Annotated in this window: 18 protein-coding genes; 10 read left to right on the top strand and 8 right to left on the bottom strand. The window is 45.3% G+C overall.

Annotated elements, in window-relative coordinates:
* The first annotated feature begins 34 nt into the window (after positions 1-34).
* From C7475_RS27060 to C7475_RS27045, 4 genes are all read left to right on the top strand, one after another.
* A complete protein-coding gene (locus C7475_RS27060; protein WP_110056553.1) occupies positions 35-772 on the top strand; it encodes an ImuA family protein in 738 nt (245 codons plus the stop codon).
* A gap of 1 nt (position 773) precedes the next feature.
* The gene (locus C7475_RS27055) at positions 774-2273 is read left to right on the top strand and encodes a DNA polymerase Y family protein (RefSeq protein ID WP_110056552.1); all 1500 of its coding nucleotides are present in this window, start codon (positions 774-776) and stop codon (positions 2271-2273) included.
* A gap of 15 nt (positions 2274-2288) precedes the next feature.
* Entirely contained in the window at positions 2289-5516 is a 3228-nt protein-coding gene (locus C7475_RS27050) for an error-prone DNA polymerase (protein ID WP_110056551.1), read from the top strand.
* A gap of 67 nt (positions 5517-5583) precedes the next feature.
* Complete coding sequence (locus C7475_RS27045) at positions 5584-5982, top strand: lipocalin family protein (protein ID WP_146217664.1); 399 nt, start codon at positions 5584-5586, stop codon at positions 5980-5982.
* Between the two features lies 1 nt (position 5983).
* Here C7475_RS27045 and xth read toward each other — a convergent pair whose 3' ends face one another.
* On the bottom strand, positions 5984-6763 hold the full coding sequence (gene xth / locus C7475_RS27040) for an exodeoxyribonuclease III (protein WP_110056549.1): 780 nt from the start codon (positions 6761-6763) through the stop codon (positions 5984-5986).
* Positions 6764-6909: 146 nt separating this feature from the next.
* On the opposite strand from xth, the gene C7475_RS27035 reads away from it, so the two are divergent.
* From C7475_RS27035 to C7475_RS27020, 5 genes are all read left to right on the top strand, one after another.
* The gene (locus C7475_RS27035; RefSeq protein WP_110056548.1) at positions 6910-7758 is read left to right on the top strand and encodes an AraC family transcriptional regulator; all 849 of its coding nucleotides are present in this window, start codon (positions 6910-6912) and stop codon (positions 7756-7758) included.
* A gap of 86 nt (positions 7759-7844) precedes the next feature.
* Complete coding sequence (locus tag C7475_RS27030) at positions 7845-8873, top strand: alpha/beta hydrolase (protein ID WP_110056547.1); 1029 nt, start codon at positions 7845-7847, stop codon at positions 8871-8873.
* A gap of 357 nt (positions 8874-9230) precedes the next feature.
* Positions 9231-9428 carry a hypothetical protein gene (locus tag C7475_RS32845; RefSeq protein ID WP_146217663.1) on the top strand — a complete coding sequence of 66 codons (198 nt, stop codon included), beginning with the start codon at positions 9231-9233 and terminating at the stop codon, positions 9426-9428.
* An 11-nt stretch (positions 9429-9439) separates the two neighbouring features.
* Entirely contained in the window at positions 9440-9877 is a 438-nt protein-coding gene (locus tag C7475_RS27025) for a hypothetical protein (RefSeq protein ID WP_110056546.1), read from the top strand.
* 93 nt (positions 9878-9970) lie between these two features.
* Positions 9971-11188, top strand: a complete 1218-nt coding sequence (locus tag C7475_RS27020; protein WP_110056545.1) for an NAD(P)-dependent oxidoreductase — start codon at positions 9971-9973, stop codon at positions 11186-11188.
* A 137-nt stretch (positions 11189-11325) separates the two neighbouring features.
* On the opposite strand, the gene C7475_RS27015 is transcribed toward C7475_RS27020, so the two are convergent.
* Genes C7475_RS27015 through C7475_RS27005 form a run of 3 tightly spaced genes read right to left on the bottom strand, consistent with a single transcriptional unit; the run spans position 11326 to position 14357 of the window.
* Positions 11326-12054, bottom strand: a complete 729-nt coding sequence (locus C7475_RS27015) for a tRNA1(Val) (adenine(37)-N6)-methyltransferase (protein ID WP_110056544.1) — start codon at positions 12052-12054, stop codon at positions 11326-11328.
* 9 nt (positions 12055-12063) lie between these two features.
* Positions 12064-13074, bottom strand: a complete 1011-nt coding sequence (tsaD, locus tag C7475_RS27010) for a tRNA (adenosine(37)-N6)-threonylcarbamoyltransferase complex transferase subunit TsaD (protein ID WP_110056543.1) — start codon at positions 13072-13074, stop codon at positions 12064-12066.
* A 29-nt stretch (positions 13075-13103) separates the two neighbouring features.
* Complete coding sequence (locus tag C7475_RS27005; protein WP_110056542.1) at positions 13104-14357, bottom strand: ABC transporter permease; 1254 nt, start codon at positions 14355-14357, stop codon at positions 13104-13106.
* Between the two features lie 71 nt (positions 14358-14428).
* Between C7475_RS27005 and C7475_RS27000 the strand changes: the two genes are divergently transcribed.
* Positions 14429-16012: a peptide chain release factor 3 gene (locus C7475_RS27000; RefSeq protein WP_110056541.1), complete on the top strand. Its 1584-nt coding sequence runs from the start codon at positions 14429-14431 to the stop codon at positions 16010-16012.
* Positions 16013-16198: 186 nt separating this feature from the next.
* On the opposite strand, the gene C7475_RS26995 is transcribed toward C7475_RS27000, so the two are convergent.
* The 4 genes from C7475_RS26995 to C7475_RS26975 all read right to left on the bottom strand — a co-directional run bounded on the left by C7475_RS26995 (position 16199) and on the right by C7475_RS26975 (position 20998).
* Positions 16199-16690: a hypothetical protein gene (locus C7475_RS26995; RefSeq protein WP_110056540.1), complete on the bottom strand. Its 492-nt coding sequence runs from the start codon at positions 16688-16690 to the stop codon at positions 16199-16201.
* Positions 16662-18581, bottom strand: coding sequence for a menaquinone biosynthesis decarboxylase (locus tag C7475_RS26990; RefSeq protein WP_110056539.1), 1920 nt, complete (start codon positions 18579-18581; stop codon positions 16662-16664). The genes C7475_RS26995 and C7475_RS26990 overlap by 29 nt, the downstream gene beginning before the upstream one ends.
* Positions 18582-18817: 236 nt before the next feature.
* A complete protein-coding gene (locus C7475_RS26985; protein WP_110056538.1) occupies positions 18818-19141 on the bottom strand; it encodes a hypothetical protein in 324 nt (107 codons plus the stop codon).
* A 963-nt stretch (positions 19142-20104) separates the two neighbouring features.
* Positions 20105-20998 (bottom strand): DUF6089 family protein, encoded by an 894-nt coding sequence (locus C7475_RS26975; RefSeq protein ID WP_158286628.1) that lies wholly within the window; start codon positions 20996-20998, stop codon positions 20105-20107.
* Positions 20999-21331: the final 333 nt, after the last annotated feature.

Here is a 21331-nt window from a genome sequence, read left to right as displayed (position 1 = left end):
AATAAATTAGTTATTCGTAAATCAACAGTCAGGTATGCCAGCAGAAAAAGCAGATATTATTTCACAATTGCAGAAGGATATCCTTCGTTTGCAAGGGTTCAGGTCGAAATCCGCCGATAGTACGCCGGATATAGACCTGGGCCCTATAAATACTGCTTTTCCCAATGCTACCTTCCCTACAGGCGCTGTGCATGAATTCCTTTGTGCTGTAAAGGAGCATTCCGCAGCTACAACGGGCTTTGTGAGTGCCTTGACCGGCAATCTGATGCGGCATGGCGGCGCCTGTATCTGGATCAGTGTGGCCAGAACACTATTTCCTCCTTCCCTGAAGACTTTTGGTATAGAGCCGGACAAGGTCATTTTCATAGACCTGCAACGGATAAAAGATGCTCTCTGGGTACTGGAAGAAGCCCTCAAATGTGAGGGTATTGCAGCGGTGATCGCTGAAATACCGGAGATCAGCTTTACGCAGTCCCGGCGGCTGCAGCTGGTGGTAGAACAAAGTAAGGTGACCGGTTTTATCCTCCGTACCTCTGCCAGAAATGCAAATACAACAGCTTGTGTAACCCGCTGGAAGATCACTCCATTACCGAGCCAACTGGAAGAGGGCATGCCAGGTGTTGGTTTTCCCCGCTGGCATGTAGAATTACTAAAAGTGCGCAATGGCCGTCCCGGCGTCTGGAACATGGAATGGGCCGATGGAAAATGTGTTGTTATTTCAGATAATAAAGCGTCGGCTTCTACGCAGGAGCGGCGATTAAAAGCGGGATGATATGTCTAAGCGATTTGTCTCGATATGGTTCCGTCATCTGCTGACTGACTGGCTTGTACGCAAACAGCCAGGACTGCAAAACAAACCCTTTGTTTTTACCGCCCCTGTACACAACAGAATGATCATTACTTCGGTCAGTCCGGCAGCGGAAGCACAGGGCATCAGAACAGCCATGCCGCTCGCGGATGCAAAAGCTATAGTGAGCTCTTTAGAAGTATTTGATGATCAGGCTGAAAAAGGTTCTCAATTGCTCAAGGCATTGGGCGAATGGTGTATCCGTTATACGCCTGTGGTAGGGATAGATATGCCAGATGGCTTGCTGTTGGATGTCAGCGGCTGTACCCATTTATGGGAAGGAGAACGGCCTTATCTGAAAGAGATCGTTACAAAACTCCGTGCCATAGGTTATGACGTGCGTGGCGCTATGGCCGATACTATTGGGACGGCATGGGCTATATCCCGCTATGGGAAGGTAACGCCCATTATTAATGCCGGGGAACAGTCTGCCGCATTGATGTCGTTGCCCTCCGCCGCCTTGCGGCTGGAAGAAGATGCTCTTGCCCGTTTACAAAAACTGGGATTACACCAGATCGGTAGTTTCATGAATATGCCCAGGGCTGTATTGCGCCGCCGGTTTGGGCAGCAGTTATTATTAAGGCTTGGGCAGGCATTGGGACAGGAAACAGAGGTGATCGAGCCTATTTATCCTGTATCGCCTTATGAAGAGCGGTTGCCTTGTCTGGAGCCAATCCGCACAGCTACCGGTATTGAAATAGCTGTTAAGGCCTTACTTGAACAGCTCTGTCTTCGTTTACAGAAAGAAGGCAAAGGACTGCGTACCGCTATCCTCAAAGGATACCGGGTAGATAACAGGATGGTACAGGCGGAGATCGGTACCAATCGTCCATCACACAATACAGACCATCTTTTCAACCTATTTGAACTGAAAATACCGTCCATAGAACCAGCATTGGGGATTGAGCTTTTTACATTGGAAGCACTAAAGGTTGAAGACGTCTCCCCTTCCCAGGAAGTATTATGGATAGGCAACCCTGGTTTAAAAACACCTGCTGTAGCAGAATTGCTGGACAGGGTGGCGGGCAAGGTCGGCGAAGAAAACATCCGGCGTTATCTACCTGCTGAACATTATTGGCCAGAGCGATCTATCAGACCGGCAACTGCTATTGAGGAAAAACCAACTACGACATGGCGTACAGATAAACCCCGGCCGGTACAATTATTGTTTAAGCCCGAGCCTATTGAAGTCACAGCACCGATACCAGATTATCCACCGATGTTATTCCGGTATAAAGGCAAATTGCATGAGATCCGCAAAGCGGATGGTCCGGAGCGTATAGAAAGGGAATGGTGGCTGGATGGCGGTGAACACAGGGACTATTATAATGTAGAAGATGCAGAAGGACAACGTTACTGGTTATTTCGTTCAGGACATTATTCGGGTGATAATTCACAATGGTTTATTCATGGCTTTTTTGCATAGTTAAAGTAATGATATATGAGCTACATTGATCTGCAGGTAACGACTAATTTCAGTTTCCTCCGGGGAGCCTCTCATCCAGAGGAACTGGTAGAACAGGCAGCATCTTATGGCTATAAGGAGATTGCCATAACCGACCGTAATACACTGGCTGGCATTGTACGGGGTCATGCTGCTGCTAAAAAAAAAGATATACGTATTATTCCTGCATGCAGACTTGACCTGATGGATGGTCCCAGCCTGTTGGCCTATCCTACTGATAAACCAGCTTATAGCAGGCTTTCCGCGTTGCTGACGAAGGGCAATCTGCGTGCAGAAAAAGGAGACTGTCATTTATACAAAAAAGATGTGTATGAACATGCTGAAGGAATTAAATTCATTGTAGTACCACCGGAACAACTGACACCAACTTTTGATTTTGAAGAACCATTCAAAAAGGCCTTAAAAGAATATGGCAGCGCTTTAGGCACACAGCTTTACATGGCTGCCACACGATCTTACCTGGGCGATGATCAGAAAAGATTATACCGTCTTTCGCAATTGTCCTCTCAATACCATATCCCATTGGCAGCTACCAATGATGTACATTATCATCATCCTGAACGTAGACAGTTACAGGATATATTGACCTGTGTCCGCGAAAAATGTACGATCTATAATGCAGGATTCCGGCTGCATCAGAATGCTGAAAGGTTTCTGAAACCTATTGCTGAAATGGAGCGTTTATTCCGTCAGTATCCCGGTGCTATCAGGCGTACAGAGGAAATAGCCCAGGCCTGTCAGTTTTCACTTGACAGCCTGAAATATGTTTATCCGCAAGAACTTACTACTGAGGGACGTACTCCGCAGGAAGAACTTACACACCTTGCCTGGCAGGGTGCCAGGGAACGTTTTGGAGATAATATACCAGAGAAGATCTCGTCTGCGATCGTTTATGAACTGAAATTTATGGACCAGATGAATTACGCCCCCTATTTCCTGACAGTGTATGACATTGTACGTTTTGCCAGAGAGCAGAAGATTCTTTGCCAGGGACGTGGTTCTGCTGCTAATTCAACTGTTTGTTATTGCCTGGGTATTACCTCAGTGGATCCTATGGAAATTGATCTGCTGTTTGAACGATTCATATCTTCGGCCCGCAATGAACCACCTGATATTGATGTGGATTTTGAACATGAGCGCAGAGAGGAAGTCATGCAATACATCTTCAAAAAATACGGTCGTGACCGGGCCGCTATAGTAGCTACAGTAACCCAACAAGGGCACAAAGGCGCTATCAGGGACGTGGGAAAAGCGATGGGCTTATCCGTGGATACGATCAACCGTTTATCTTCTTCGATCTGGCATCATTATGATGAAAGTCTGAGTGCAGAACGGATTGCAGAACAGGGTTTAGATATTAATGACCCACATCTCAGGAAAGTATTAGAACTGACAGAGCAGATGGTAGGTTTTCCACGACAGTTGGGACAGCATACAGGAGGCTTTGTAATTACGCAGGATAAACTCTCAGACCTATGCCCTATTCTGAATGCCCGCATGGAGGACAGGACCTGTATTGAATGGAACAAAGATGATATTGATGCACTAGGATTTCTGAAGATAGATGTACTGGCGCTGGGTATGCTGACCTGTATCCGGAAGGCTTTTGATCTTGCAAAAGCACACCATGATAAGGATTTCACATTAGCGAATATTCCCCAGGGGGATACGGCCGTATATGAGATGATCAGTCAAGCCGATACCATTGGCGTATTTCAGATTGAAAGCCGTGCGCAGCAGTCGATGTTACCACGGCTAAGGCCTAAAACTTTTTATGATCTGGTAATTGAAGTGGCGATAGTACGGCCAGGGCCTATACAGGGAGATATGGTGCATCCTTATTTGCGCAGGAGGAATGGAGAAGAAGAGCCTACTTATCCTTCACCGGAGTTAGAAGATATCCTTAAAAAAACATTGGGCGTTCCCCTCTTTCAGGAACAAGCTATGAAAATAGCTATAGTTGCGGCTGACTTTACACCAGCGGAAGCTGATGAACTGCGTCGTAGTATGGCTACATTCAAAGCAAAAGGAGTGGTTGCCAGATTTGAAAAGAAGCTGATCGAAGGCATGATGAAGAAAGGTTATGAAGAAGAATTTGCACGGCGCATCTTCAAACAGCTGGAAGGATTCGGTAGTTATGGATTCCCGGAAAGCCATGCCGCCAGTTTTGCATTGCTGGTTTATGTATCATCTTATCTCAAGTGTCATCATCCTGATGTATTTGCCTGTGCCTTACTCAATAGTATGCCTATGGGATTTTATCAGCCTGCACAGATCGTGATCGATGCACGTAATCATGGTGTGGAAGTAAGACCGGTTGATGTAAATCACTCCAACTGGGATAATACCTTAGAGGAATTAGTGGATAACAAACATTGCGCTTTACGCCTGGGATTCCGTCAGGTGAGAAGTTTACAGCAGGAAGAGATCGAAATGCTTGTATCCGCCAGAAAAGCTCCTTATATTACTATACTGGCCCTACGGGAAGCGGGTGTATCTCAGAATACCCTGGAAAAGCTGGCAGATGCCGATGCATTCAGGTCATTGGGATTAGACCGCAGACAGGCATTATGGGAAATATCTGCACTGGGCGATCGTCCTATTGGTATGTTTACCGGCAGGCCATCAGAAAGTACTACCGAAAAACCAGTAACTCTTCCGAAGATGACCGAAGCAGAGCATGTTATTCATGATTATAGTGCAATGTCCCTCTCATTGAAAGCCCATCCTGTGAGCTTTGTGAGGGAGAAACTCAGCATGCTGCACATCCGTTCTGCACGAGATCTGGACAACATAAGCGACGGTATGCCTGTGAAAATAGCAGGGTTGATACTTGTAAGACAAAGACCCGGAACAGCAAGCGGGATCTGTTTTATTACAATTGAAGATGAAACAGGATGTGCGAACCTGGTAGTATTCCAGAAGCTGTATCAGAAATTCAGAAAGGAGATCCTGCAATCCAAACTATTGATGGTAGAAGGCAGATTGCAACGTGAAGGTGAAGTGGTACATATTGTCGTGAAACATTGTTATAACCTGACAAAACTGTTACATCAGATGACAACGATCAGAGAAGAAGACATGCCACCACCAGTACAATCCGCAGAAAATCAGAAAACCATATTCTTTACGGAGGATAAATCAACAGATAATCAGACCAATATACAGGAGATCAAACTTCCCGGTGCCAGGAATTTCAGATAAGTACTCATTTTTCTGTCATTGGCAGGATATATACAGATATAATAGTACATTTTATAAAAAACAACCTATGAATCGGTACTTCATCCTGCTAATAGCCATGCTTTCCGGTAAAATCACACAGAGCTATGCACAAAATAACCCAGTGCCATTCACTGATATGATCTCGAAAGAGTGGAAGCTTGAATTTTACGGAGAGAATGGCAAAAAGCAGCCTCCTTCCCCACAACAGCAGAAAAGCAGGATGATCTTTAGTAAAGACAACAAGGTTTTATCTATTGAAAACGGGAAGAAAGAACAGGGCAGCTGGCAATATGATTCCTCAAAAAAGCTATTGACCATCAACAAGCAGACAGGGGAACAACTCCTGCTCCAGGTAATAAAACTGGACCAGGAGCGGTTTGTAGCCGGCTACCAGGACCCGGCAGGCGTTGTATTGGAGATACATATGCAGTCGGTCAGGAAATAAGTTATTTCCCGGTTACTTCGATCCATACAGGCGCATGATCGCTGGTTTTTTCCCAGCCCCGTACCTGACGATCAACTCCTCCGGCTTTCAGGCGTTTATCGAAATGAGAACTCAACAGGAAATGATCTATACGCAAACCGGCATCACGGCCATAGGCATTCCTGAAATAATCCCAGAAAGTATAGATCTTTTGATCCGGATATAATTTACGGATAGCGTCTGTCCAGCCCTGTGCCAACAGTTCCTGAAAGGCGGCCCTTGTTTCGGGTCTAAACAGGGCATCGTCCACCCAGCGCTCCGGCTTGTATACATCAAATTCAGTAGGAATAACGTTGTAGTCGCCCGTAAGTATTACCGGAAAATCTTTCGACAATAATTCCTTTGAATGGGCTTTAAAACGCTCAAACCAATTAAGCTTATAGTCGAATTTAAGCCCCGGAGCAGGATTACCATTAGGAAGGTAAAGGCAGCCCAGTACGAAGTCGCCGTTTATCACGGCCTCAATATAACGGCTGTGGGTATCTTCCGGATCGCCGGGCAGTGCACGCCTGATCTCCTCCACCTGCATATTGCGACTTAAGATCGCCACGCCGTTCCAGCTTTTCTGTCCGTGCCAGATGGCATTATAACCGGCATCTTTTATAGCAGCTTCAGGAAATTTCTCCTGTGGGGCTTTCAGTTCCTGTAAACAGACAACATCCGGCGCCGTTTCTTCCAGCCAGCGGAGTAAAACGGGTAAACGTCCGTTAACGCCATTGACATTATAGGTAGCTATCTTCATAATAATCAGCTTGGTTCAATTACAGTTAGCGTTCGCAGCGAAGATAGGGAAATAGCAGTTACCTGTGTTAACCAAACCATGGCAGTATATTTTTAAACCACCTGTGCAATTTCGGGGCGAGATATAAAAAGCTATAAATTTGCGTTATGGAACATCTACTGAAACATTTCTTTTTCAAGACTGTGGGATGCCTTGATTTTGATGCTAACACGGCCGGCAGTATCAAATATGAGGACTATAATCCATTTATTAAGATCCTTTTCCTGGAAGCAGGTGCTGAAGTAATGGTAGACTTCCACGAATATACGCTTGAACAGGATGCGTTGTTCTTTATCAAAGACGGACAATGGTACAAATTCTCCGGTAAGGGTACCTTATTATATTACAACCGTGATTTTTACTGTGTACAGATCCATGATACAGAAGTAGCCTGTGACGGGTTACTTTATAATAATGTATATGATATACCAGTGGTATTCCTGGACGAACAATCGTCTCAGCAGGCGAGGCACCTGTTGCAGGAAATAAAGAATGAACTAGCTGCTGAAGATAGTAATATGGAGGAAATGATCCGTATTTTCCTGAAGCAGCTCATTATACGTTCTACCCGCATGTGGAAGAAGGCGCATGAACTGGGAGATAATAGCGTGGCACAGGAGGTGGAATTTATCCGGAGATTCAGCCAGTTGGTGGAAGCTCACTATACAACCCATCACAACGTGGCCGATTATGCTGATATGTTAAATATTACGCCGAAGGCGCTGAGTAAACGAATATCCAGGCATAGCCCCAAAAGCCCTAATGATATTATTAAGGAACGCATTATACTGGAAGCTAAAAGACTGCTGATCCATACAACCCTCAGTGTAAAAGAGATCGGTTATAAGCTGGGATATGAGGACCCCGCTTATTTTGTACGTCTTTTTACGAACCAGGCAGATACTTCCCCCCTGCTTTTCCGCAAAAAATACGTTGAGGGGGAAAAAGTACAATAAGAATCGCCATTCGTGCATTGATCGCCCCTGACTGCTGGTGTAGCTTTGTGATATCAAATTAAATAATCACAATCAACACAGACAAAATGAAAAAGCAAATACTTTCTCTCGCGGCAGCAACCTTATTAAGTGTAGGCGCAATGGCACAGAATGTAAATCCTGACAATGATCCTAATATTGACAGTCACACCAAGGCCTTCCTCCATGCATTAAATAATAGTGGCGGTTCTCCTATTGAAACATTATCTCCGAAAGATGCCCGTGCAGTATTGGTTGGCGCACAGAAAAGCGTGAAAGTGGATGTTTCCGGCGTTACAATAACTGAAAAGACGATCTCACAGGACGGCCAGACCATACAACTGCATATTGTACGCCCTGAAGGCGCTAAAGGAGTATTGCCTGTATTTATGTATTTCCATGGCGGTGGATGGGTATTAGGTGATTTTCCTACCCACCTGCGTCTGGTACGCGACCTGGTAGTAAGTTCCGGTGCAGCAGCGGTATTTGTTGATTATACTCCGTCTCCTGAAGCACATTACCCTATAGCTATTAACCAGGCGTATGCAGCAACTAAATGGGTAGCAGCCAATGGTAAAGAAATTAATGTAGATGGAAAACGTCTGGCAGTAGCAGGTAACAGCGTGGGAGGCAATATGGCGGCTGTAGTAGCGTTGATGGCGAAAGATAAAAACGGACCTGTTATCAGAGCACAAATACTCTTATGGCCTGTAACAGATGCCAATTTCGAGACAGGTTCCTACAATCAGTTTGCAGAACAACGTTTCCTGACAAAAAATATGATGAAGTGGTTCTGGGATAATTACGCTCCCGACCTGGCGGTAAGGAAAGAAATTTATGCTTCTCCATTACAGGCAACACCGGAACAGTTGAAAGGCTTACCACCAGCAGTAGTACAGACAGCCGAAAACGATGTACTGCGTGATGAAGGCGAAGCATATGCCCGTAAAATGGATGCAGCAGGTGTGAATGTAACAATGATAAGATTTAATGGCGCTATCCATGACTATGGTTTGCTGAATCCTATCGCAAACACTCCGACAACACGTTCAGCAATGCTGCAGGCAGGAACTGAATTGAAAGTTCGACTGAAATAAGCAAAGGTTATAAAAGTGAGCAGGCCCTGACTACGTATTGAACGTAGTCAGGGCCTGCTCACTTTTATATAGGCGTATGAGTGAAAAAAAATATTTTTATTAACTTGGAGTTAACTAAAAAACAAGGAAAGAGAATTATATTTGAGTATTGTTTGGAAAAACCAGAAGTATCCATTCTAAACAGGCAGCATAAGCCTGATCCCCCCTGGAGATTTTATTGTTTTGTTATACGGTCATATAGCTTTAGAAGGCTACAATGCACGGCATCTGTTATGCTATTGTATTGATAATGCTTTCAATATTATTTACTATTCTTTTCAAATATATTCTAATAATTCGTAAACAAAATAATATAACATGATCACATTCAAACCTGTAGAAATTAAGTTTAACAATGAGAGAATAATGAGCCCTTACGAGTATGACAAACTGGTAAGAACAAACATTCATGTAATTTTATCCGCCAGGTTTGTACCACCGCCATTGGGTAGTAATCAGGTGCTGGGGCACGTTCGGGTCAAATTCAAGCCAGGTTATCGTTATACCTCAAATTAAACCTGCCTGAAATGTCTGAAAACAACGTCCCTATCCAAAGCAACAATACTAACAACCGTGGTAATCCGCTTAATATGGAATTACTACGGGAGATAGCTGACAATCAAAAGCAGGAGCTCAAATACAAGCAACAGGAGTTAGCGATAAGGCTCAAGGAAATTACCATGACACATCAGCTCTCGATGAAAAACATCGATGTACATGCCGAACATTTAAGGAATTCACCTAAGTATGTTTTCAAGCTCAAGTTCATGGCGTATTCACTGGCTGTTATCGTCCTGCTTATTTTGATTGTTTTCTTTTCATATTGTCTTTATAGCGGAAATAAAGAAATTGTCATGAGAGTGATAGAAATAATTGTCACGGCACTTCTGAGCGGAAGCAGTGGTTATGTTCTCGGCAAGACAAAAAATGAACGGACTGAAGCCGAGACATCATCATCAGGGTAATCCGTACAGCTGTTGCCCTCCAATGCATCTCTGCAGCAGCCATTAAGATCAAACACGAATAAGTATTATATTTGGTTACACCAAAACCCGGATATGTTACACATTGGTCTTATTAGGGAGGAAAAACAACCGCACGATAACAGGGTAGCATTTACGCCACAGCAATGTCAGTGGATCATTAAACATAACCCACAGATAAGCATCACTGTTCAGCCATCTGCCTGGAGATGTTTTACAGATGATGAATATAAAGCTGCAGGAATTCCACTCTCCGAAGACCTCTCCCATTGTGAGGTATTATTAGGAATAAAGGAAGTACCTGCCGAAAAACTGTTGCCCGGAAAAAAATACCTGTTCTTTTCTCATACACGTAAGAAGCAGCCACACAACAGGCATATGTTGCAGACTATCCTGGAACGCAATATTACCCTGATCGATTATGAATGCCTGGTACATGAAGATGGCCAGCGCATACTTGGATTTGGGTTCTTTGCCGGAGTAGTAGGCGCTCATAATGGCTTGTTGACCTATGGAAAAAAGACCGGGCAGTATAAGCTGGTACCTGTCCACAAGTGTCATGATTTTAAGGAACTGATCAATCACTATTTCGGGGCCAAACTGCCGCCGTTAAAGATCCTTATTACCGGATCCGGCCGTGTGGCAGCAGGTACACTGGAGGTGATGGGCCTCCTGGGCATTAAATACATTCCCCCGGAGGAATTCCTGATCAACAGTTACGCTTATCCTGTATATACACAGCTCAAGGCTGGGGAACTATATCTGCGGAAAACAGACAGGACCTATAGCAGGGAGGATTTTCATCTTCATCCGGAAGAATATGATTGCCGCTTCCTGCCATTTGTAACGGTGACGGACATTCTCATGAATGGTATCTACTGGGATCAACGCATTCCGCCACTATTCACCTGGAATGATCTGGCGAAAGACAACTTCCGCATTAAGGTCATTGCTGACATTACGGACGATACCAATGGGTCCATTCCCTGTAACCTCGGCGATTCCAGTATAGATGATCCTGTTTATGGCGTGGACAGGCATACAAGAGAGAGGACTGCTCCCTACCTGCCAGATAAGCTGGACATGATGTGCGTTAGCAACCTGCCGAATGAACTTCCCCGGGATGCGTCACAGTATTTCGGCGACCAGCTGATGAAATATGTGTTTGATGAATTACAGCAGGCTAATAGCACTATCGTACGTAATGCGACTATCGCGCATAATGGTACGTTGACAGAACGTTTTGAGTACCTGAAGGACTATGTGGAAGAACAAGACAAGGTACATGATTAGATAATTACGCAGGTTAAGGGGGATGCCCGCTAGTATATTTGTTCCTTTATCGCTGGCTTTTTGTTTGGTATAATCCTCGTGGGAGAACCGGCTACAGACAGGCGGCAGCTTTCAGCCTGCCTGTCTGCAGTATCTAACTATAGATACAGATAGTAAGCCTGCAACAATGAAACAAACGCCGGCGTATACGTTTGCTGATCCACTTCCCGGATAGCTATTGACCCAATCTTTGGTTCGACCTCTTCCCGGCTGAAGATCCCAATGCTACGAAAATAATCATGCCGTTCACTCTGTTTAACATGTAATACTTCCTGCAAATGGAATCCTGCCATATTTGCCATCGTCGTAAACTCAGCAAATGGACGGTAAGGCAATAAAACAGAGAAGGCTCCTTCGTGCTTCAGTTGCCCGTCAATAACCTTTAACAGGTCATTATAATCCAGCGTTGTAGCATGCATGGCCTGATTACGCAGGTGATTGCCACTTTTCAGATCTGATTCGTAAAAAGGAGGATTGGTAATGATGAAATCATACTGTACGTCAGTTGTCAATTCCCTGGCATCCGTCTCAAGGACCTGCAGGCGCTTATTCCAGGGTGAGGCCGCAAAGTTCGACCTGGCCTGACCAGCAGCAGCCGTATCCAGCTCTATGCCTGTTATGACAGCATTGGGTAATTGCTGCGCCAACATGAGTGACAGTAGTCCTGTGCCGGTGCCAATGTCCAGTATCCGCGATACATCCGGTTTTCCGGCCAACAGATGAGCAGCTGTACTGGCGCCCTGCAAACAGGCGTCCGTGCAGACCTTCATCGCGCACGCATCCTGGTATATAGTGAATTGTTTAAAACGGAAATAGTGATTTGCCATCTTCAGTTACTAGTGTTCAAAACCAGCCCTTGCTCCAGGTACAGCATCCAGTCCTACGAATTCTCCTGCCTGGTACTTATACCATGCAGTTATCGCTATCATCGCAGCATTGTCTGTACAATATTCAAATTTAGGGATGTACGTCTGCCAGCCATACTTCTCACCATACTGTTGTAAGGCTGTCCGCAGACCGGAATTAGCACTCACCCCTCCTGCGATACCTATCTGTTTGATACCTGTTTCCTTAGATGCTTTCACCAGTTTGTTCATCAGGATGCTGACAATGCGATGCTGGATGGAAGCACAGATATCCGCCATATTGTTCTCTGCAAATTGCGGATCTTTCTGCTGTTGTTCCTGCAGAAAATAAAGGATAGATGTTTTAAGACCACTGAAACTGAAGTTCAAACCAGGGATCTGCGGTTCGGGGAATTTGAACCTGTCAGGATCTCCCTGTTTAGCATATTTATCGATAAGAGGTCCGCCGGGATATGGCAGCCCCAGTAATTTGGCGCTCTTGTCAAAAGCCTCACCGGCCGCGTCATCCAGCGTCTCTCCGATCACCTTCATACTAAGAGGGCCATCGCAGCGTACGATCTGGGTATGCCCTCCCGAAACGGTCAGACATAGAAACGGGAAAGAGGGTTTCTCATTTCCGATGAAATTAGCTAAGACGTGCGCCTGCATATGATGCACCGCGATCAGAGGAATATCCAGCGCCAGTGCCATAGACTTTGCAAAACAGCTGCCTACCAACAAGGAACCGATGAGGCCAGGCGCCTGTGTAAAGGCAATGGCATTCAGGTCCTCTTTGCGAACTCCGGCCGTTTTCAGGGCCTGGTCCACTACGGGAACAATGTTCTCCTGATGCGCTCGGGATGCCAGTTCAGGCACGACGCCACCATATTGCTCATGAATAGTTTGATTGGCAATAAAATTAGACAGGATCTCTCCATCAGCCAGCACGGAAGCGCTCGTTTCATCACACGATGACTCTATGGCCAGTATTTTTACAGACATGCCCGCAAAGGTAGGAAATTATAGCCTTATCAATTGCTTCTGATAGCCACCACCGGATCCAGCTTGGATGCCAGGTAGGCAGGGATAAATCCTGCGATAATACCAACGATCGTCGAAATGGACAATCCTAGTATAACGTTGCTTAAAGTGAGTGTAAATTCGAAGAAACCGAGGCTGTTCACGCCTATAGTGATGATATATACCAGGAATAGTCCCAGCAATCCTCCCATGAGACAAAGGATGATGGATTCCAGCAGGAATTCCATGAGGATCACTTTCTTGCGGGCGCCAATGGCTTTTTTCAATCCTATGATATTGGTACGTTCCTTTACGGTCACAAACATAATATTTGCAATTCCGAAACCACCTACTACGAGGGCGAAAAAGGCTATAAACCCTCCTCCCAGGTTCACCATACCGAACATCTTGTTCAGGTCTCCGCTTACGGCAGTGATCTCATTCAGGGAGAAATCATCGTCTTCTTTAGGTCTTAAACGGTGTACGCTTCTCATAACGCCCCTCAATTCATCTTTCAGCTGCAATAAAGTGGCTCCCGGAGCAGCTTTTATGATCAGGAAAGGATCGGCAAAACGGCGCTCATCCACGATGGTACGGCCGTATAAATAGGGTACAACAATAGAGTTATCATAGTTAATCCCGTCCACCAGACTGGCTCCTTTCTTCTTCAGTGTACCAATGACGCGGCAGGGCCGGCCGGAGATAGACACGGTTTTACCCAGCGCCTTATCCGAAGTACCAAACAAACCTTCCCAGATATTGGCGCCTAAAATTGCCACATTAGCGCCAGCCTCGTTCTCTTTACCTGCAAAGAAACGGCCACCTACGAACTTCATGGCCTGGATCTTCTCGTAATCGCCACTTACTGCAAATAACTCGGTACCTTCCATATAGTCATCCCTGTATTCTACCCGCTTACCTCCTGAAGAAAAGGCAAATGCAGACAGGCCCGCGCTATGCACCTTCTCCCTGATAGGTCCCAGTTCCTGAAATTTAGGCAACGGACGGTTCACAAATTTCCACCACGGGAAATCCGGTCCACCATCCCAGGGCCATTTCTGGATATAGATCACGTCACTACCCAGAGATTCCACCTCATTACGGACGTTCTTTTCAAGACTATTGGTCGCGGTTAACACGGCGATGATACAGAATATACCAATGGTGATACCCAAAAGGGACAGGAAAGTGCGGAGCTTATTGACCCGCAACTCGAGGATAGCCATTTTCAGACTATTCCATAAAATTTTGATCGTGGCAATCATAGATACATGTAAATTAAAGATTAAACGTGACAATTCCGTACCTTTGCACACATTTTCCGTTATAAACTAATATGAAGTACGCAAGCGAGATAAATAAAAGGAAGACATTTGCCATTATCGCCCACCCGGATGCCGGTAAAACGACCCTTACTGAGAAGTTCCTCCTCTTCGGGGGCGCTATCCAGACCGCCGGTGCTGTAAAGTCAAATAAGATCAAGAAACATACTACCTCCGACTTCATGGAGATAGAGCGGCAGCGTGGTATCTCTGTTGCGACTTCCGTAATGACCTTTGAGTACCGCAATACCCTGGTCAACCTGCTGGATACTCCCGGTCACAAGGACTTTGCTGAAGATACCTACCGTACCTTAACGGCGGTAGACAGCGTGGTACTGGTGATTGACTGTGTGAAAGGGGTGGAAGAACAAACCGGTAAGCTGATGGACGTATGCCGTATGCGTGATACCCCGGTTATCATATTCGTGAACAAACTTGACCGCGACGGTAAGAATCCTTTCGACCTGCTCGATGAACTGGAAGAGAAACTGAACATACGTGTTCGCCCGCTGAGCTGGCCCATTAACATGGGTAAAGACTTCAAGGGTGTATACAACCTCTATAACAAGAGCTTCGTATCGTTTGCGCCCAACAAAAAGGCCACTGACGAAGATATTGTTGAACTGAGTGACTTGAGCAGCAGTTACGTTGATGAGCATTTCAGTGCACAGGATGCCGCCCAGCTGCGTAACGACGTAGAACTTATCGAGGGTGTATATGATACTTTTGATAACACAGATTACCTGGAAGGTAAAATGGCGCCTGTTTTCTTCGGTAGTGCCGTAAATAACTTCGGTGTGAAAGACCTCCTGGATACTTTCGTGGAGATCGCTCCCGTTCCCCGCGACCGTGAATCCAGCGTGCGCGAGATAAAGGTGAGCGACGAAAAATTCAGTGGCTTCATCTTTAAGATACATGCCAACCTGGACCCTCGTCACCGTGACCGTATTGCCTTCCTGCGCGTATGTTCCGGCCGTTTCGAACGTAACAAATTCTACAAACACGTACGCCTCGACAAAGATGTGCGTTTCAGCAATCCATACAGCTTCCTCGCCCGTGAAAAGAACATCGTAGATGACGCTTATCCCGGTGATGTGGTAGGTCTGTTCGATACCGGTAACTTCAAGATCGGTGATACCCTTACCGAAGGAGAAAAGTTCTATTTCACCGGTATTCCAAGCTTCTCTCCCGAACTGTTCAAGGAGGTAGTGAATAAGGATCCGATGAAAACCAAGCAATTGGAAAAAGGATTACGTCAGCTGACCGATGAGGGGGTAGCCCAGTTGTTCACCCAACACGGCGGTAACCGTAAGATCATCGGTTGCGTGGGCGACCTCCAGTTTGAAGTGATACAATACCGCCTGTTGCAGGAATATGGCGCTTCCTGTCAGTTCAATACATTGCCTTTCTATAAGGCTTGCTGGATCACTGGCGACAAGCAGAAGGTGGAAGAGTTCATCCGCTTCAAACAGGCAAATATCGTAGAGGATAAAGACGGGCACCTGGTTTACCTGGCGCAGTCCGAATGGTACCTGAATACAGAGCGTACCAACAATCCGGCTATCGAGTTCCATTTTACATCAGAGATTCATAAATAAAAAAGCCGCATCCTGTGATCAGGCGCGGCGTATTAAGAATTGTACGACCAACTCAAATCGAAGTACAATTGCAGACTGTCCTTATGTATGTAAAACAATAACGCAAAGCTATACCAGCTTTGCGTTACTTATTTATACAATCGGGAATTTGATTTACGCAATTGGGAATTCAGACCGGATCCGGCATTATCGCTTTGAATATTGCATGATGATCTCCCGGGTCGTTTTCTCTTCTTTGCCTTCAAAATGAGCATCCATATGCGTTTCATCTTTCCAGCGGTATATTATCTTCTGGGGGTAAGGGCTTTGGAGGTTTTCTGCTACAAAACCAACGGTTTTCAATACACGTAATTTAAACAGGACAGGCTCTCCCGTAGTTTTATCCTTTACAGCTGCAATCGTGAAATAGATAGCGTCCCCATCTCGGAACAGGAACATATCATCCAGTTTGGTACTGTCACTCCCTTCTATGCGCATAGTCCTGCCCTTCCAGGTATTATCGTCAACACGTTTCCATTTTTCGGCATAAATACCCAGCCTGGTCTTCATTGTCCAATATCCCTCCATACGGTCCAGGAAATGAAAATCAGCCAGGTTTACCTGTGCGCTTGCTATATGGCAGGCGCACAGGCAGAGTATTGTTAGCAGGCTATTGCGGAACGACAGCTTCTTCTCCATACATCTGTGATTTATATTTATGGGATGGAGAAGCTATGAATGGGCCAATATTCAATGATTGCCATTTCTCGTCAACTATCTTGATAGTAGCATCATCTGCAACGATGATATTGGGCCAGTCACGTTCGAAATTATCCAGCAGACGTGTTTTCAATGTTCCGTCCATTCCAATACCGGCGCCGGTCTTACCGGGATGTCCAGGCAATGCAGGTCGTACAACAAAGCTATCGCGACGGGGATCCAGGTTATTGCAGAAGCGCCACAGTGCAGAAGCCAGATCGCTGACATCTACAGTATGCTCTACGTACAATACCATTTTCACAGCCGTCATTTCCGGCAAACTGTATATCTGTTCGTTCAGCTCCTTAATATGCATAGGACGGGCCTTCTGCACCGACACCAGGATACAAGGAATATCCTCTTTCAGCAGAGAGTCATTGATCCCTTTTACTTCCGGAAAACGTTTCAGGATCTCTTCTTTGTTAAACGGATGCTTCTCTATGATCAGTTCACTCTCTATTTCCTCTTCGTATTTGCGGGTACCGTCAATACACATTTTACCGCCGAAGCCCATCTTCGAGCAGGAATGGTCCAGCACATCCATCGGCCCCTGGCTGAAATAGATGTCTGTAGCCGGGTTCAGATTTTTGAACATGTACCTGGCCAGCTCCTTATAGTCCTGTATATTGGTCCCTTCATCCGCGACCGCCAGTATCTTATTGAACATCATTTGTCCGGCGCCCCACATCGCATTCATCACCTTTTGCGCTTGTCCGGGGTAATCTTTTTTTATCTGGGCGATGACCAGGTTATGGAACACACCTTCCACCGGCATTTCCATGTCGATGATCTCAGGTACCATCGTCATTTTGATTGGCGCCAGGAAGATCCTTTCTGTCGCCTTTCCGATCCAGGCGTCTTCTTGTGGAGGAATTCCCACTATCGTGGAAGGGTAAACGGCATCTTTACGGTGCGTGATAGCTGTTACATGGAAACGTGGGTACCAGTCTGCCAATGAATAGTAGCCGGTATGATCTCCGAAAGGTCCTTCCCAGATCAGTTCTTCCTCCGGATCTACATATCCTTCTATTACGAAGTCAGCATCGGCAGGAACTTCAATTTCCGGTTGTGTGATACATTTTACCAGTTCCACCTTCTGCTTACGCAGGAAACCGGCCAACATGTACTCGTCTACATTTTCCGGCAAAGGTGCTGTAGCGGAATAGGTATATGCAGGGTCACCTCCCAGGATCACCGCTACCGGCATGCGTTTCTTCAGTTTTTTATATTCCATGAAATGCTTCGCTGACACTTTATGTTTGTGCCAGTGCATACCTGTCATGGTTTTATCGAATACCTGCATGCGGTACATGCCCACATTACGGGTACCTGTATTCGGATCTTTGGTATGAATAACGGGGAGTGTAATGAACGGACCGCCATCTTTAGGCCAGCACTGCATTACGGGTATTTTAGTGAGGTCAGGCTCTGACATGATCACTTCCTGGCAGGCGCCTTTTCCACTTACTACTTTCGGCATCCAGGATGCGAACTGTCCCAGTTTAGGAAGCATCGCCAGTTTATCCAGCAGACCTTCTTTAGGTTTTGACAATAATTTCACGAGTGCTTCTATCTCATTCGCCACATCATCCAGCTCCTGTACTCCCAGGGCCATACACATACGTTTGTAGCTGCCCATGGAATTGATCAGTACAGGGAAATCGTATCCTGTATTTTCGAACAACAGCGCTTTTCCCCCGTTGGGTGATTTACTTACCCTGTCGGTGATCTCCGCTATTTCCAGCTTTGGATCTACATAAGTTTTGATCCTTATCAGTTCTCCTGCCTTTTCTAGTGTATCTATGAAGTGTTTCAGGTTCTTATATGCCATATTTCTTATTACGATAAATGCGAATGACGAATTACAATCGGTGCAAAGATACACACAATCATAATTCGTCATTCGTAATTCCGCTGGCCGGTTCAGACCGGAGGATTTGTCCGGTGCCGGGAGATGTGCTTCCCGGGCCACTGCCCTGTACCCCGAGCGGTTAGCTGCTTTCCTGCAGGAAACCGGTCCTGGTGCTGGCAAACCTGATCACTGCGCCGACGCCTGGAACAATTATCTTACAATCCAACTACAATAGGACCTGTAGCGATCACCACTCTTGGTGCGCGCTGGTAGACAACTCTTGGACGTGGAGGCGGTGGCGGAGCCGGTACATATACTACCGGTGCTGGTTCTACATATACTACCTGAGCAGGTGCAGGACGGCAGCTGTAATAAGCGCCTCTGTAGTCTCTGCCACAATCATCCCAGCGACCGTGATGAACTCTGTAATTCTTTACACGGCAATCATTATGACGATGACCGTGGCCTCTTTTTCCTTGTGCTTGTGCTCCGAGTATACCTCCCCCTATCAGCAGTAATACTAATACTATCTGTTTCATACTGTTGTCGTTTAAAGTTGTTGGAAAAAAATAAAGATTGGAATAGTTGTCCGTTAAGAAATAATAATTTGATGAATAAAGATGATGGCGTTCGCTTGTTTTATTAAACGGTATTTTTTAATGTATAGTATGTGTATTCGGTTCGAGACATTTGTTTTGTTCTGTCTGGTTGATAAAATTCAAGAAGTATGCCAAAAAATCGTTCTCTGTTTTGTGTGGTTTATTATTAAGTAGTTTGTTGAGTAGATTGTTGTTTGTTGATTGCGTTTGTTGATGCGTTTGTTGATTGGCTTCGAACGGACCTTTTCCAGATGGGCCTACGGGCTGTACTCCTTTTCGAGCCCTTACTATCGGGCGTTATCAAGCGTGGGGACATTGAACGCTATTTAACTCCCGTCAAGCGTATCAACGCTCTCAAAGGACTAAGGCCCGTAGTCTCCATCTGAAACGGTCCGTACCTCCAGGCACTATATTATATTATGAAGAGTTGTTTTTATGCTCGCTCACTTTGGGGTTTCGATCTCGTTTTTGTTCTTATTCTTCGTACTATCTATTGCCTGTTGCCCCAATGCATTTGTCGTTCATCTATTGCTATGCAGATGTTGATGTTATTATTTATACGCCTATTTATGTTACTGTTTATGCTGCAGTTGACACTATGGTTATTGAGATACTGATCATCATATTGAGAACCTTTATTGATGTAGCAGTATTTTTCTCATTGATTAATTCTCTAACTATTAAAACAGAAGAGAGTGGGTTAATGGTTGATGGGTTAATTGAAGGGTGGAAGGTGAACGAAGGATGAAGCGAAAATAATGAAGGGCTGAGAACAGTTCATATGGACATCTGTTTCTGGCAGGTATCCGAATAAAAATAGCCTGTATCAAAAGTATGATACAGGCTATTTTGTTTTATCAGTAATGGATTATGGATTATAATCTTTTATAGTCTTTATATTATTTATAGTCTTGGACAGTTCGATACTTTTTGTTTCTTCCAATGATTGGGTCCGTAACCTCCACCGCCGCCAAAACGGTAGCTGAGTGTGAAGCCGGTGAAGACGTACCAGTCGTCGTACCTGTCAGAACCACGCTTTGTTCCGTCGGTAGGATATGAGGTCGGACTTACATGTCCGCCGGTCACTTCGTCGCCGCGGAAGGCAAAGTCTACGGCTTTTGAACCCCGGGACCTCAAAAGGGAGTTTCGGTCAACATAAGTAAGGCTTACGTCGTCCAGATAGTCTGTAAAGGTTTTACGGAAGCCTATTTCGAAGCCCGCGATCCAGTTGTCAGTAAGCAATATCTTAACACCGGCGCCAAATGGGATGGAGATCTGACGAAGGTTGTATTGTTTACGGGTAGGATATTGCGCCATCCCCTGCCCTTCTGTACTCAGCGGCCTCAGATTGACGGTATTCCCCTGGGCATCTTTGGTGGTAGGATAAAAACTGAAAAGCGCTACGCTACCAAAGACGTATGGCGTAATACGTTTTTCGTCCAGGTCCAGGAAGTTAAATTCAGCGCCCAGTTGCGCTTCGAAGATCGGAGAACGGAAGCTGAGATTACGTTTCAGCAGCATGGTGTCAGTATTGGTACTGTCTGCACCTGCGATCCTGCCATAAGTTAAGCCCGCACGGAAAGTGAGGTAACGGTTCACATCACGTTTTACAAATGCCCCTATGGAGTAACGGGTATATTTCAGGTCGACCCGTTGTTGTACCAGGTCGCCGCTGTAATTACTTGTTCCTAAAAAACCTCCGGCCTGCCAGTATTGACTAAAGCTTTTAAAGGGGGCACAGATCAATAAAACCACTACTACTCTATTCCATACAGCACGAGACAGGCATTTTTTCAATAAATTTAGATTTGGCATCAATTAAGGGGATTGATTAAAGATCATGTTTAGTCCTTCCGGAAGCACTCCGGAGTATTTCAGCAGGCATAAGGGGTAAACAGGCTAAGCAATCGCAATAATTGTACTAATTATACTTTAACGCCAGAAATAGATAAAAATTGTTAAATATTTCTAAAGTTGCGGTCGCAAATCTAATACTTTTACTTTCTTCTACACAAAATGTACTCAATAACGTTTATCGTTAAAACGTTTTTTTTCATAATCTTCAGTCAAAATCTTACATTCGATACGTATCACTTAATTAATTGTTTAATATGTGAATTATTATTAAAG

It is taken from the genome of Chitinophaga sp. S165 (genome assembly GCF_003182155.1).
Taxonomy (GTDB): domain Bacteria; phylum Bacteroidota; class Bacteroidia; order Chitinophagales; family Chitinophagaceae; genus Chitinophaga.
Note: the sequence above shows the minus strand (reverse complement) of the source record. Positions and strands in the feature narration are given on the sequence as shown.

Excerpts from the sequence above, each read along its gene's own strand:
- C7475_RS27060 (WP_110056553.1), top strand. The coding sequence starts at position 35 with ATGCCAGCAGAAAAAGCAGATATTATTTCACAATTGCAGAAGGATATC.
- C7475_RS27055 (WP_110056552.1), top strand. The coding sequence starts at position 774 with ATGTCTAAGCGATTTGTCTCGATATGGTTCCGTCATCTGCTGACTGAC.
- C7475_RS27050 (WP_110056551.1), top strand. The coding sequence starts at position 2,289 with ATGAGCTACATTGATCTGCAGGTAACGACTAATTTCAGTTTCCTCCGG.
- C7475_RS27045 (WP_146217664.1), top strand. The coding sequence starts at position 5,584 with ATGAATCGGTACTTCATCCTGCTAATAGCCATGCTTTCCGGTAAAATC.
- xth (WP_110056549.1), bottom strand. The coding sequence starts at position 6,763 with ATGAAGATAGCTACCTATAATGTCAATGGCGTTAACGGACGTTTACCC.
- C7475_RS27035 (WP_110056548.1), top strand. The coding sequence starts at position 6,910 with ATGGAACATCTACTGAAACATTTCTTTTTCAAGACTGTGGGATGCCTT.
- C7475_RS27030 (WP_110056547.1), top strand. The coding sequence starts at position 7,845 with ATGAAAAAGCAAATACTTTCTCTCGCGGCAGCAACCTTATTAAGTGTA.
- C7475_RS32845 (WP_146217663.1), top strand. The coding sequence starts at position 9,231 with ATGATCACATTCAAACCTGTAGAAATTAAGTTTAACAATGAGAGAATA.
- C7475_RS27025 (WP_110056546.1), top strand. The coding sequence starts at position 9,440 with ATGTCTGAAAACAACGTCCCTATCCAAAGCAACAATACTAACAACCGT.
- C7475_RS27020 (WP_110056545.1), top strand. The coding sequence starts at position 9,971 with ATGTTACACATTGGTCTTATTAGGGAGGAAAAACAACCGCACGATAAC.
- C7475_RS27015 (WP_110056544.1), bottom strand. The coding sequence starts at position 12,054 with ATGGCAAATCACTATTTCCGTTTTAAACAATTCACTATATACCAGGAT.
- tsaD (WP_110056543.1), bottom strand. The coding sequence starts at position 13,074 with ATGTCTGTAAAAATACTGGCCATAGAGTCATCGTGTGATGAAACGAGC.
- C7475_RS27005 (WP_110056542.1), bottom strand. The coding sequence starts at position 14,357 with ATGATTGCCACGATCAAAATTTTATGGAATAGTCTGAAAATGGCTATC.
- C7475_RS27000 (WP_110056541.1), top strand. The coding sequence starts at position 14,429 with ATGAAGTACGCAAGCGAGATAAATAAAAGGAAGACATTTGCCATTATC.
- C7475_RS26995 (WP_110056540.1), bottom strand. The coding sequence starts at position 16,690 with ATGGAGAAGAAGCTGTCGTTCCGCAATAGCCTGCTAACAATACTCTGC.
- C7475_RS26990 (WP_110056539.1), bottom strand. The coding sequence starts at position 18,581 with ATGGCATATAAGAACCTGAAACACTTCATAGATACACTAGAAAAGGCA.
- C7475_RS26985 (WP_110056538.1), bottom strand. The coding sequence starts at position 19,141 with ATGAAACAGATAGTATTAGTATTACTGCTGATAGGGGGAGGTATACTC.